Here is a 13979-nt window from a genome sequence, read left to right on the forward strand (position 1 = left end):
TTAAGGGAGTCAAAATGACAAAAGTTTTGGTAATTGAGAATGAAGAATCCATTCGAGAGAATATTTTAGAACTGCTAGAAATTGAAGATTTTGAAACCCTAGCAGCCGAGAATGGAAAAATCGGTTTAGCCATTGCCCAAAAATCCCATCCCGACTTAATTTTATGTGATGTGATGATGCCAGAATTGGATGGGTATGGGGTATTAGAAGCCCTACGGCAAGACCCAGAAACAATGATGATTCCGTTTATTTTCCTAACAGCTAAAGCCGATAAATTAGACCTGCGAAAGGGGATGGAACTGGGGGCAGATGATTATTTAACCAAACCATTTACCCCCCATGAATTGTTGAAAGCGATCGCAACTCGACTTGAAAAACAAGCCGTTGTTCAAAAAGTATCTCAACAACAACTTGATGAACTTCGCAGTAATATTACCCATTCTTTACCCCATGAATTAAGAACGCCTCTGAATGGAATTCTGGCATCAACGGAACTTCTTCTCCATGAATTAGACTTTATGGAAACCTCTGAAATTCGTGAAATTGTCGAGCAAATTTCCTTATCGGGTCAACGCTTATATCGGTTGACAATGAATTTTCTTCTCTATGCAGAATTAGAACTAATTGCCGCCGAACCCCAACGGGTTGCTAGTTTACGTCAGCAGAAAACCACATCCTCCGAAACCGTCATTACCGAAAAAGTTATGGCTCAGATTCAAGAGGCACAACGGGAAACTGATGTATCCCTGCATCTGCAAGATGTCGCTATAGCAATGGCAGAAATGAGACTGGAAAAACTGGTTGAAGAATTAGTTGATAATGCTCTCAAGTTTTCCCCCATCGGAAAACCGATTGAAATTAACGGATTTGTTAAAGACAATCAATTTATTTTATCTGTTAAAAACGCTGGACGAGCAATGACGGCTCAACAAATTGCTCAAATTGGTGCCCATATGCAATTTGAACGCAAACTTTATGAACAACAGGGTTCTGGATTAGGATTAGCCATTGTCCAAAAATTAATAGAACTTCATCAAGGTCAATTGATCATAGAAAGTCCCACCGAGCAGCAAACAATTGTAACCGTTTATTTACCTCTATTCGGCGATTTATGATGAAAAATGATCAGGATTCGGAAGCGGAGAAACAATCCCTCCTTGACCAACAAGAGCAGATGATTGAACAACGGGTACAACAACGTCTGCGGGAACTCCAAACCTTCCCTAACTCCTCAACAGAACAACAACACACAGAAGCCAAGTTACAAAAAGCCCACCAACAGTTAACATTTCATGTCGAAAATTCTCCTTTAGCTGTGATTGAGTGGGATGAGCAATTTCGGGTGAAACGATGGTCGCCCCAAGCTGAAAAAATCTTTGGTTGGAAGGCGGAAGAACTGCTCAATCGTCATTGGAATCAGTGGGAGTTTGTACATCCAGAGGATTTAGAACAGGTGAATGCGATCGCCTCGCGGTTGCTTAATGGCCAGGAAAGTCGGAATACTTGTTGCAATCGCAACTACACGAAACAGGGTTCTTTGGTGTATTGTGAATGGTATAACTCAGTTTTAACCGACACAAATGGGCAAGTTATATCTCTTTTATCTCTAATACAGGATGTCACCCTCCGTCAAACCGCCCAACAGGAACTCAAGCGTCGCGCCCGACAACAACAGGTGATTGCAGAATTAGGTCAATATGCCCTTTCCCAAACTAACTTAGATGCCCTCTTACAACAGGTTGTGACCCTAGTTGGACAGACATTAGGGATCAAATATGTTCAAATTTGGGAATTACTTCCCAACGAAAGCACATTTTTGTTAACGGCGGGATTAGGTTGGCGTTCGGGTTCAGTCAGACAAGTCACCGTTGGCAATGGCCGCAAATCCCAACCGGGCTATACATTGTTGCTCAAAGAACCTGTCATTGTTGAGGATTTACGAGTCGAAACCCGCTTTAGTAGTGGGTGTGCCTTTTTTTATAATCATAATATTGTTAGTGGCGTTACCGTTTTAATTGCCGGAAAAGACAAGCCTTTTGGGGTGTTAGGAATTCATTCTGAAGATGAACGAACCTTTAGCCCCGATGAAATTAATTTTTTACAAGCGAGTGCGAATATTATTGCTTCTGGTGTAGAACGGCAACAAGCTGAAGATGAATTAAACCGCTTTTTTAATCTCTCCTTAGATATCTTTTGTATTGCCACTACCCAAGGATATTTTAAACGAGTAAATCCTCAGATGATCAGTCTATTAGGCTATACAGAAGATGAACTTTTAGAGCAATCTTTTTTAACCTTAATTCATCCCGATGATTTGGATTCTACCGTATTGGAATTAGAAAATTTATCGTTAGGAATTCCTTGCTACAATTTTGAAAATCGCTATCAATCTAAAAATGGTTCCTATCGTTGGTTATCGTGGACAGCAATGCCCTTTGATGAAACTCAATATTATGCAGTGGCGAGGGATATAACCGAAAGTAAACAAACAGAAGCCGCATTACGAAAAAGTGAAAAACGTTATGCCACCTTAGCAGAAGTTTCTCCTGTGGGGATTTTTCACTGCGATATTGAAGGGAATTGTTTATATGTCAATCAACGTTGGTGTGAAATTGCGGGACTAACACCAGAAGAGGCATTAGGAAAGGGTTGGGCGCAGGCAATTCATCCTGAAGATCAACAAAGTGTAGCGGAAGCATGGCATCGATTACAGATACCCCCTGTAGAGACACAGCAGGGCGCATCTCTACAAGAAATTCAGTTTGGTTCTGAATATCGGTTTCAGCGCCAAGATGGTCAAATTACCTGGGTTTTTGGTCAAGCCGTTGGGGAATTAAATGATCAAGGTGAAATCATTGGTTATGTGGGAACAATTACGGATATTAGTGCTCAAAAACAAGCCGAAGCCGAGTTAAAAACCCTCAATGAAGAGTTAGAAGTTAGAGTCGCTGACCGGACAACAGAATTGAGTTTTATGAATGAAAAACTGCACCGCCAAGTTGTAGAGTTACAGGAAATTGAATCTCAATTGGAAGATAAAGCTGATCAACAAGCAATTGTTGCTGAATTAGGTCAAAAAGCTCTATCAGAAACGAATTTAATCGCCCTAGTTAATGAAATTGTGGTGCAGATATCCCAAGATTTAAACGTTGAATATTGCAAGATTTTAGAATATAATTCAGAGGGGGGGTTTCTCACCTTAACTGTTTGGGATGAACCCTCTCAAAATTATACCCTTTTGAGTCATGAACCCCTGGTTTTAAAACCTTTAGTTAGAAATCAAGTCTCCCACACTCAGGATAATTTAAAATCTAACTTCTCTTCTGATAGCTGCAAATTTGAGCGGAATTTAGAGCAAAGGGAGCTTGATTATGGCAACTATAATTTTTTAAATCAAGGAATTTGTATTCCGATTTTTGGACAAAATTATTATCATTTAGGACAGATAGAAATTTATGGAAAACAAATCCAACTATTTAGTGAAGATGATATCAATTATTTGCAAAGTGTGGCGAATATTTTAGCAACAGCAATTGAACGAAAACAAGCCGAAGAAGTGATCCGTCAGAGTGAACAGCTTTATCGTTTAATGGCGGATCATTCTACGGATTTAATTAGCCGACATACCCCTTTAGGGGTCTATCTTTATGCTTCGCCAGCCTCCCGTTCATTGTTAGGTTATGAACCAGAGGAGTTAGTGGGACGTTCAGCCTATGAATTGTTCCATCCTGAAGATTTAGCTAAAATTAATCGTCTCCATCAAAACTCAATGACAACAGCCAATATTAATACTATTGTTTATCGAATTCTGCGAAAAGATCAACAATATGTATGGTTTGAAACGACTCAAAAAATGGTACGAGATGCAACGGGGAATATTCAAGAAATTGTAGCTGTTTCCCGCGATATTACTGCTCGGAAACAAACGGAAGAAGCTCTACGGTTTAGTGAAGAACGATTCAAAATTACGCTCAAAAATTCGCCTATTGTTGTGTTTAATCAAGATTTAGAGTTACGCTACACTTGGATTTATAATCCGGCGGGAGGATATGAACCTGAAGCGGTCGTGGGTCGATTGGATATTGATATCTTTCCCCTGGAAAATGCCATTAAACTCACCCAACTGAAACAACAGGTTTTGAATACAAGAATAGGGTTGCGAGCAGAAGTGATTACCAATATACAGCAAGATATTCAATGCTATGATTTAACGATTGATCCTTTATTAGATTTAGAAGGAAACATTATTGGAATTACAGGAGCAGCATTAGAGATTACGGATCGCAAAAAAGCTGAATTGAAGTTACAAGAAAGTCAACGGTTTATTCAACGAATTACCGATGCTAGTCCTAATATTTTATATATTTATGATTTAATTGACAATTGCAATATTTATGTGAATCAAGAAATTAGTAAAGTTTTAGGATATACGCGAGAACAAATTTTAGAAAAGGGTTCAAATTTACTCCCGGATCTAATTCATCCAGACGATTATATCAGATTGGAAAAACATTACCAGAAATTTACAACCGCCAATGAGGATGAGATTTTAGAGTTTGAATACCGCATGAAAGATATTCAGGGAAATTGGCATTGGTTAGTCAGTCGAGATACGATTTTTGCTCGGACTTCTGAGGGTAAAGCGAAACAAATTTTAGGCGCCGCCACGGATATTACAGAACGTAAAAAGGTAGAAGAACTATTACGTCTTAGTGAACGAGCGATCGCCTATAGTAGTAATGGGATTGTGATTGCTGATGCTCGACAGCCGGATAATCCCATTGTTTTTGTCAACCCAGCTTTTGAAAAAGTTACCGGATATTCTGCTCAAGAAGCTATTGGTAGAAATAGCCGTTTTCTTCAAGGAGAAGATCATAAACAATCGGAGTTACAGCAAATTAAAGCGGCATTAAAACAGAAAACAAACTGTAATGTAATCTTAAAAAACTACCGTAAAGATGGATCTTTATTTTGGAATGAATTAAATATTTCTCCGATTTATGATGATGCGGGAAACCTCACCCATTATTTGGGAATTCAGAATGATATTACCGAAAGTAAATTAGCTGAGGAACGTTTAGGTCAGCAAGTTATTCGAGAACGATTAATTGCCACCATTACCCAACGAATTCGAGAATCTTTGGATCTCAAATCAATTTTATCAACAATGGTCACAGAAGTTAAACAATTTTTGAAAGCTGATCGGGTCTTAGTTTATCGAATTTACTCCGATCACACTGGGAGTGTTATTTCTGAAGCCGTTAATCCTGAGTGGTGTTCTCTTTTAGAAAAAACTTTTGCTGAAGAAATCTTTCCTTCAGAATGTCATCACCTTTATATTCAAGGTAAAATTGCTTCAATTACTAATATTAACGAAGAGCAGATTTTACCTTGTTTAGTTGAATTTTTAACTCAATTTCGAGTGCAAGCTAAAGTCGCAGTTCCTATTATTGAAAATGAAACATTATGGGGTTTATTAATTGTCCATCAATGCAGTCAACCTCGACAATGGGAAGAATGGGAAATTGCCCTACTGGAACAAATTACCAGTCAACTCGCCATTGCGATCCAACAATCGGAATTATATGAACAATTACAAACAGAATTAAAAGAAAGATCTCTAGCTCAACACGCTTTATTAGTGAGTCAAGAACGATTAAGATATTTACTCTCTTCTAGTCCCGGAATTATTTATAGTGCGAAACCGATCGGCGACTATCAAGCCACATTTATTAGTGATAATATTAAGACCCTTTTAGGTTATGATGTTTCAGACTTTACTCAACCTGAATTTTGGTCAAGTCATATTCATCCAGAGGATAGCGGGAAAATTACAAATCAGACATTATCTCCATTATTTGAGCAAGGATATTGTAGTTATGAATATCGGTTTCAACATCAAGATGGTACTTATCATTGGATGTATGATCAAGCTAAATTAATTCGAGATTCCGAAGGAAATCCTTTAGAAATTGTGGGATATTGGATTGATATTAGCGATCGCAAACAAGCAGAAGAACGCCTCAAAACTACCTATGAACAATTACAAGCAGTATTAGATGCTGTTCCCGGATTTGTATCTTGGATTAGTAACGATTTACATTATTTAGGTGTGAACCGACATTTGGCTAATACTTATCATCTACAACCGGAAGACTTTGTGGGTCAAGAAATTGGATTTCTTCAGGGGAGTCATGAATTTGCCGAATTTATGGAAAAATTTATGCGTGAACCCTATCTCAATACCAGTGAAGTTACCCTAGAAACCCAAATTGAAGATACCACTCGCTATTATTTATTAGTAGCTCAAAAATATAATCAAGATCAAGCGGCAATTTTTATCGGAATTGATATTACTGAACGCAAAGGAATTGAAGAACAATTGTGGGCTACCACATCTCGATTAAGTACATTAATTGAAAATTTACAGTTAGGCGTTTTAGTCAAAGATGAATTTTACAAAATTGTCTTAATTAATCAAGCTTTTTGTGATTTATTTAATATTAAAGAATCCCCGGATCAACTGATCGGCTTGGATGGCCCCACATTTTCCTTTGAATATCAAAATCTCTTTAGTGATCCCACACAATTTATTATCCGCAATCAAGAGGTTATGCGAAGAAAGCGAGTAGTTGCTAATGAAGAACTCTCTTTAGTTGATGGACGGACTGTAGAACGAGATTATGTTCCGATTATGATTCAAGGCGCTTCTCAAGGGCATTTATGGATGTATCGAGATATTACTGAACGCAAAAAAGCAGAAGATACTCTAGTAACATCTTTACGAGAAAAAGAAGTTTTACTCAAAGAGATTCACCACCGGGTTAAAAATAACTTGCTCGTCGTCTCTAATCTTTTGGAGTTTCAGTCTGACTATGTTCAAGAACCCGGATTAATTAAGGTTTTAGAAGATAGTCGAAATCGGATCTATTCGATGGCTTTAATTCATGAAAAACTCTATCGTTCAACGAATTTGGAAAAAATTAATTTTGGAGATTATTTAGAAGATTTAATTGAGAATTTATTTGAATCTTATAATATTCAAGATGGTCGAGTTCAGTTTGAGTTGGATATTGAACCCGTTGGTTTAAATATTGAAACGGCTCAACCCTGCGGTTTAATTGTCAATGAATTAGTATCTAATACCTTAAAACACGCTTTTCCTAATAACCGCTCAGGTATTATTTATCTGGGACTACACCAAAATCAGGAAGATAAAATTATTGTTACGGTTCGAGATAATGGCATCGGTTTTCCCGAAGGAGTAGACTTTAGAAATGTTGAATCTTTGGGAATGGAATTAGTTTGCACTCTCACTGACCAACTCGAAGGAACTATCACCCTAGACCGAGAAAATGGAACTGTATTTACTGTTAGCTTTTCCGAACTCCAATATCGACATCGGTTGTAAGAGCAGTCGGGGAAGTCGGGGAAGTCGGGGAAGTCGGGGAAACAGGGGAAGCAGGGGGAGAGAAGAAAATAATTAACACCTGAAACCCGACACCTGAAACCCGACACCTGTTAACAGTCAACAGTCAACGATCAGATGTTAATATAGTTGTTAGAATTTACCCTTGTACAGCCGTAAAAAATCCAGGTAACTTTTTGACCTTTTAAATAGGAAAATGAGGGAAAAATGGGAGAAATTAAGATTTTAATTGTAGAAGATGAATTGCTAATTGCCAAAGGATTAGCTAGAAAGTTAGAAAAACTGGAGTATCTTGTCGTTGGAATTGCATCTTCTAGTGAAGCCGCTTTACAAAAAGTTGAAGAAACTCAACCGGATTTAATCTTAATGGATATTGTGATTAAGGGAGATTTAGATGGAATTGAAACCGCAAAACTGATTCAAGAAAAGTTTAATATTCCGATCATTTATGTCACCGCCTATGCTGATGATGAAACCCTAGAACGAGCCGAAGAAACTGAATCCTATGGATATATTCTTAAACCCTTTAAGGAGCGAGAAGTTCATGCCGCTATTAAAATCGCCTTAAAAAAACATCAAGCCACATTACAAATGCAGAAGTCTTTGAAAGCAGCACAAGCGGTTACTGATGAAAAATCGCGGTTTTTATCGATTGCTTCCCATGATTTAAAAACGCCCTTAACCGCTATTCAAATGTCCGCCGGAATGTTGAAAGATTATAGTCAAAAATGGACAGAAGATAAGAAGCAAAAACATTTTGATCGGATTCAAACCTCGGTACAAAATATGAACAACCTTTTAGAAGAGTTGTTAGTCTTAAGTCGGGCTGAATCTGGAAAACTCACCTTTAGTCCTGAACCTACTTGTGTTGTCACATTTTGTCAATCCATTATAGAGGAAGTCAAACCCATTGCTAATTCGACGCATCGGCTAGTATTTATGAGTTCTCAAGAAGTTATTCAGGGAAATTTAGATCAACATTTACTACGCCATATTTTGATAAATTTGTTATCCAATGCCATAAAATATTCTCCTGATGGGGGTACAGTTAGCTTAAAAATTTACCAAGAGGAGCAATTAGTTGGGTTTGAAGTAGCAGATGAAGGAATTGGTTTACCCAGGGATTATCAAGATAAACTATTTCAACAATTTGAACGGGCTTCTAACGTGGGAAATATTAAAGGGACAGGGTTAGGATTATCGATTGTGAAACAAGCTGTTGATTTACACCAAGGTAAAATTACAGTCCAGAGTGAAGTCGGAAAGGGAACAATATTTACGGTGATATTGCCTTTGTAGACTGGATTTTTTTAACGACGACGTAAAACCTCTAAAAGTGTTTTTAAAGTATCGGGAATAGGGGCGATCGCTTCAATTTGTTCTCCCGAAATAGGGTGTTTTAATGTTAATTTCCAAGCATGAAGCGCCTGTCCGGGTAAATTGACACCAATCGCTTTTCCCCGACTATATTCAGGATCACCCACAATTGGATTTCCCATAAACGAACTATGCACGCGAATTTGGTGAGTGCGTCCGGTTTCTAGGGTAAATAACATTAACGTATAGTTCCCGATCCGTTCTTGAATTTGCCAATAAGTAATCGCTTCCCGTCCGCCTTTTTCTATCGGAATAATTGCCATTTTTTTGCGATCAATCGGATGACGACCGATGGGTTGATTAATTGTTCCTGATTGGGTTTTAGGAACCCCATAAACCACCCCTAAATATTGACGATGGGCGGTTTTAGATTTAATTTGTGCTTGTAAACTTTGCAAAGCAAAATCTGTTTTAGCAACTACAATTGCCCCTGTGGTATCCTTATCTAAACGATGCACAATTCCAGGGCGTTGTACCCCGCCAATTCCTGCTAAGTGATCACAATGGGCTAATAGCGCATTTACTAAGGTATCATTTTGATGTCCGGGTGCGGGATGAACCACTAAACCCGCAGGTTTATTCAGGATTAAAAGACAATCATCTTCATATAAAATATCCAGGGGAATATCTACCGCTTCTAGTTCTAAAGGTTGGGGTGGAGGGAGAATAATTTCTAAGCGATCGCCCCCGTGTACAGACACTTTTTTCGCCGTACAAACCTGTTGATTGACTTTTACCCATCCCTGACTAATTAAGGTTTGAATTCGAGAGCGAGATAAATCAGGAATCTGTTGAGATAACCACAGATCTAAGCGTCGATTTTGTTTATCTGGGGGTAAATTTTCGGGATCTACTGTTAACTCAATTAACGTGGAATCATTCATCATTTTGCAAGGGTTGTTGTTCTAGGGTAATATCCAAGTTGTCTAAGGTTATACCCAGGCTTTGTTCTAAATTGGTTAAAGCATTAAAATACTCTATTATAGCATTTAATTCGTTATTTTTGGCTTGATTTAACTGAGATTGAAAATCAACTAAATTCACGAGGGAAGAATTCTCTACACCTAACTTAACTTTATCGGCTTCGTTGCGAAGCTGTTGTTCAGCTAACTGTGTTTCCCGTCGAGATAGCTCAACTTTTTTCAAGTTTGCTTGAATATCTTCTAAACTCTTACTCAGATCAATTTCAATTTTTTGCACAGCTTCCGTTAAATTATTCTCAGCTTGTAAAACATCAACGCGGCTGCGTTGAAACTCTCGCTCTAAATTGCGATCACCCAGGGTTTTACTGAAGGTTAATCCTGCTCTTAAATCCGTTTGATTGTCGATAATATCGGGTGCAGGTTGATGTATTACCCGAGTTTCCAAATTAATATTCCAACGGCGATTATTTTCGGCAATAATTAAGTTCGTTTTTACCCTTTCCAAATTCAACTTTGCTTGCAAATAACTGGGTTGGTTATCAAGACCTAACTGTCTGAACTGATTCCAGTCAAAGGTTTGGGGCTTAATTTCCAAATTTTCAGAGACGATAATATTAACATCTTCATCAATATCTAATAATTCTAATAAATTGAGTCGCTGTTGTTTCAAATTATTTTCAGCAGTTAATAAAGATATTTCTTGCCTTGTTACCTGAGTCTGTGGAGTAATTAACTCGGCTCTAGCTCTCCGTCCGGCTTCTATCCAAACTTTTGTATTTTCTACTTCTTGTTGAGCAATTTCTAAAGATTCCAGAGCAATTTTAACCTGCTCTTGCGCTTGTAATAAATTGCGATAGGCTAAAATTATTTCAGTAATTTTATTGATTAAAATAGATTTTAAATCTAATAAATTAATTGTTTCTGTAATTCGAGCAACTTCAATAGAAGCCCGATTAACTTCTGCACCTGATCCCTTTAATAAAGGTTGTGTAAAAACTAATTCTAAATTTTGTCTTAAAATATCTCGATCCGAAAGTCCTGAACCTTGATTATTTTCCCGTTGTCCTCGTCCGACCCAACCGAAATTGAACTCTCCTCCCGTTGGAATTTTTATTACGACTTTCGCCCCTAATACTAAGCCACTGGTAATCACCGTAGAAGTTCCCTGACTAATATTGTCCCATCCTATTGATAAACTGGGTGTAAAATCAGGATTAAATTTATCTTCAGCTACGATTAAATCCTGACGTTGTACAATTCGTTCTAAATGTTGATTTTTAATCGTGCGGTTATTTTCTAACGCTAAAATAATCACATCCCGCAACGTCAATTCAACCCCATCCGGTTCAGAAACATCGGGAACTGAGGGAGAAGGTTGAACATCAGTAGATTGTTGTGTAATCATCTGATATTGGGGACGATTAGCCGTTAAATTCAGAGTATTAACATTATTCTCAATAATTCCCGTAGGGGCGGGGTCTTCCCGCCCATCTTCCGAAGAATAATCATCTATATTTAGTTGTTCAGCATGGGGGATTAAATCTATATTTCCCTCTAAAAAATTAGGTTGAATTCCTGCCGAATGATCACGGCTATTCTCCTCTAATATCTTAACATAATTATTGGTTTTTAGTTCAGATGTAGCCATTAAATTTCCCCGAATAAACGGAGTTGAAATTACCGGAGAAGGTTGAGAAACTGGAGAAATAGTTTGTGTATTTTTAGTGGGGGAAATCAGGGGAGAAAATAACTCTAGGTTTGATCTAGGTGAAGCGGATTGATTGTTGATGGGTTGAGAGGGAAGTGCTATAATTAGAATTCCTCCTAAACCCGATATTAAAGTTAAAATCATACCCAAAGGTAAAAACCTTAAAGGTTCCGGTTCCGGGGAATGTTCGGAGTTGAGTGATGATTCTAACTCTAAGTTTTGCTGTTCCTCCATAGCTGTCTATTCCTCTTTTTTGTCTCAATTTTTGATTTTTCCCTATTCTCCTCTTAAAGCTTTCACTGGGTCAAGTTGACTGGCGCGTAAAGCGGGGAAAAATCCGGCTCCTACTCCTACTAATATAGCTGAACTCAGAGCAATTATCGCTGTTTGACGTTCAAATTTATAAGGTAACTTAAATTGTTGAGCTACCACAACCGTCGCCCCATGAACGGTAATAATCGCAATTGTTCCCCCAATTAAACTTAAAATAGCGGCTTCTAAAATAAATTGCAACATAATATCTAATTGGGTCGCACCGACCGCCCTCCGTAACCCAATTTCTGGGGTACGTTCAATTACCGATGCGATCGTAATATTAGCAATACCAACTCCGCCGACAATTAAAGCGATCGCACCCACAACTAATAACGCTTTAGAAACAGAATCCATTGTTTTTTGTTGTTGTACAATTTCCTCAACTGTATTCCCAATGTAAAATTCATACCCCGGAAATCGTTGTTCTAATTGTTTTTTAAACTCTTCAGCTATAGTCTCTAAATCTTCAATCCTATCGGGACGTAATAACAACATCATCATCTCTTGTTCTCCTGTCACTGCACTATAAATAGCCATGGGAAGATAAACAACACCTTTTGGTTCTTCCTCCTCACGGTATTTACTCGCAATAATCCCAATCACAATATAAGGTCTAAAATTCAGATAAATACTTTGTTCTAAAGGATTGACATTTTTGAATAGTTTATCTACTAAAAATTGATCAATAATAATTACAGGTTTATAATTTTCAAAATCACTGGATGTAAAAGCACGTCCCGCAACTAATTTACGTCCTGATGTGTTTAAAAAATCGACAGTCATCGCTCTGGCGGTAGGATTAGCTTGCTGATTCTGAAAAACAACCTCTGGAGATTCCATCCAATTCATGCCACTAATAGATTTTAATCCATGTAGCTGTTTTTGAAAGAGGGTAATATCTTCTAAACTGAATTGTACTGATTCTTTTGTAATAGAGTTCCAGCCTGAATAAGTAAAGATTTGTGGCGCGTCCCGTTCAGCCAATTGTTGCTCAATAACCGCACGGCTAATTGTTCCCACTTGTAACGTTGCACTCACCGCAGCTACCCCCATAAATACCCCAATTCCCGATAGAAAAGAACGGACGGGATTACCTAATAAGGAACTACCACTTAATTTAATTAAGCTTAAAATAGAAAGACCCATAATGCTATTCATTAAAAGGGAACAGGGAACAGTAAGCCGTAACTCTCGTTTCTAGGTTCGACCTAGAAATGATATTAAGCAGGCTCTGCCTCCTCAAAATGCAGGCGGAGCCTGCTAGTCGGTATTCCCAGCAAGATGCTAGGAACAAGAAATAAAAAGTTTTAATTGGAGATCAATTCATTCAATTTATCACGAACTGCTTGAATATCTTGCCACATTAACCATTTTGGTGATCCGGTTTCCTTAGAAGGATTTCTTAATAAATAAGCGGGATGAAAAATCGGCATACATAATCGTCCTTCCCATTCCATCCATTCACCCCTAATTTTAGTAATTCCCCGTTTATCCCCTAAAATAGATTTAACAGCAGTAGCTCCTGTTAATAAAATAATTTGGGGATTAACTAAACGAATTTGTTCTAATAAATAGGGTTTACAAGCTTCCATTTCTTGAGGGGTTGGGGTGCGATTATTCGGAGGACGACAGCGAATTGCATTAGAAATATAAACCTCTTGATCTGTACTCAAACCAACGGATTCTAAAATTTTTTCTAATAGTTGTCCCGATCTTCCCACAAACGGTAAACCCTGTTCATCTTCATTTTGACCGGGTGCTTCCCCTACAATCATAATTGGCGCTTGAATATGACCTCGACCAATAACAGCATGGGTGCGATTTTGTCCTAATTCACAACGAAAACAATGATTACAATGGTTAGAAATTTCTTCTAAAGTTTGATAAGTTCCCACAGGAATTGGAACTTTAGCATCCGTCGGAATTAAATCCCGATTTACCTGGGATGAGGGAGGAGAAGGTTCAGAATTGTTGAAATCGAATAAACTTAATTGTTCGTGATTGGACATAGGAAGTGTGTAGGGTGTTCGGTTTCGGTTTCGGTCAACAGTCGTAGGGGCGGGGTTACCCAAAGTCCGTCAACTTTAAGGCTAAAAGTAAGCCGAAAAACCAAAAGTTCGTTGATTTTTTTAAGCGTCCTAGATCCCCCCTAACCCCCTTGAAAAGGGGGGAACAGGAGATCAAAGTCCCCCTTTTTAAGGGGGATTTAGGGGGATCTAATCTGGGC

Annotated in this window: 7 protein-coding genes; 3 read left to right on the forward strand and 4 right to left on the reverse strand. The window is 38.1% G+C overall.

Features of this window, described 5'->3' with window-relative positions:
- The first annotated feature begins 14 nt into the window (after positions 1-14).
- The 3 genes from PL8927_RS08500 (at position 15) to PL8927_RS08535 (ending at position 8728) form a co-directional block, all read left to right on the forward strand.
- Complete coding sequence (locus PL8927_RS08500; protein WP_083619719.1) at positions 15-1115, forward strand: hybrid sensor histidine kinase/response regulator; 1101 nt, start codon at positions 15-17, stop codon at positions 1113-1115.
- Complete coding sequence (locus PL8927_RS27985; RefSeq protein ID WP_231505957.1) at positions 1115-7411, forward strand: PAS domain S-box protein; 6297 nt, start codon at positions 1115-1117, stop codon at positions 7409-7411. Before PL8927_RS08500 ends, PL8927_RS27985 begins: the two co-directional genes overlap by 1 nt.
- Before the next feature lie 225 nt (positions 7412-7636).
- Positions 7637-8728 carry a hybrid sensor histidine kinase/response regulator gene (locus tag PL8927_RS08535; RefSeq protein WP_083619725.1) on the forward strand — a complete coding sequence of 364 codons (1092 nt, stop codon included), beginning with the start codon at positions 7637-7639 and terminating at the stop codon, positions 8726-8728.
- Between the two features lie 11 nt (positions 8729-8739).
- Here the strand turns inward: PL8927_RS08535 and PL8927_RS08540 are convergent, their stop codons facing one another.
- From PL8927_RS08540 to PL8927_RS08555, 4 genes are all read right to left on the reverse strand, one after another.
- Positions 8740-9690 (reverse strand): RluA family pseudouridine synthase, encoded by a 951-nt coding sequence (locus PL8927_RS08540; RefSeq protein ID WP_083619728.1) that lies wholly within the window; start codon positions 9688-9690, stop codon positions 8740-8742.
- On the reverse strand, positions 9683-11671 hold the full coding sequence (locus PL8927_RS08545) for a TolC family protein (protein WP_083619731.1): 1989 nt from the start codon (positions 11669-11671) through the stop codon (positions 9683-9685). The genes PL8927_RS08540 and PL8927_RS08545 overlap by 8 nt, the downstream gene beginning before the upstream one ends.
- Before the next feature lie 42 nt (positions 11672-11713).
- Positions 11714-12898 carry an ABC transporter permease gene (locus tag PL8927_RS08550; protein WP_083619734.1) on the reverse strand — a complete coding sequence of 395 codons (1185 nt, stop codon included), beginning with the start codon at positions 12896-12898 and terminating at the stop codon, positions 11714-11716.
- A 161-nt stretch (positions 12899-13059) separates the two neighbouring features.
- Positions 13060-13761, reverse strand: a complete 702-nt coding sequence (locus PL8927_RS08555) for a uracil-DNA glycosylase (protein ID WP_083619737.1) — start codon at positions 13759-13761, stop codon at positions 13060-13062.
- Positions 13762-13979: the final 218 nt, after the last annotated feature.

Source organism: Planktothrix serta PCC 8927 (genome assembly GCF_900010725.2).
GTDB classification, from domain to species: Bacteria; Cyanobacteriota; Cyanobacteriia; order Cyanobacteriales; family Microcoleaceae; genus Planktothrix; species Planktothrix serta.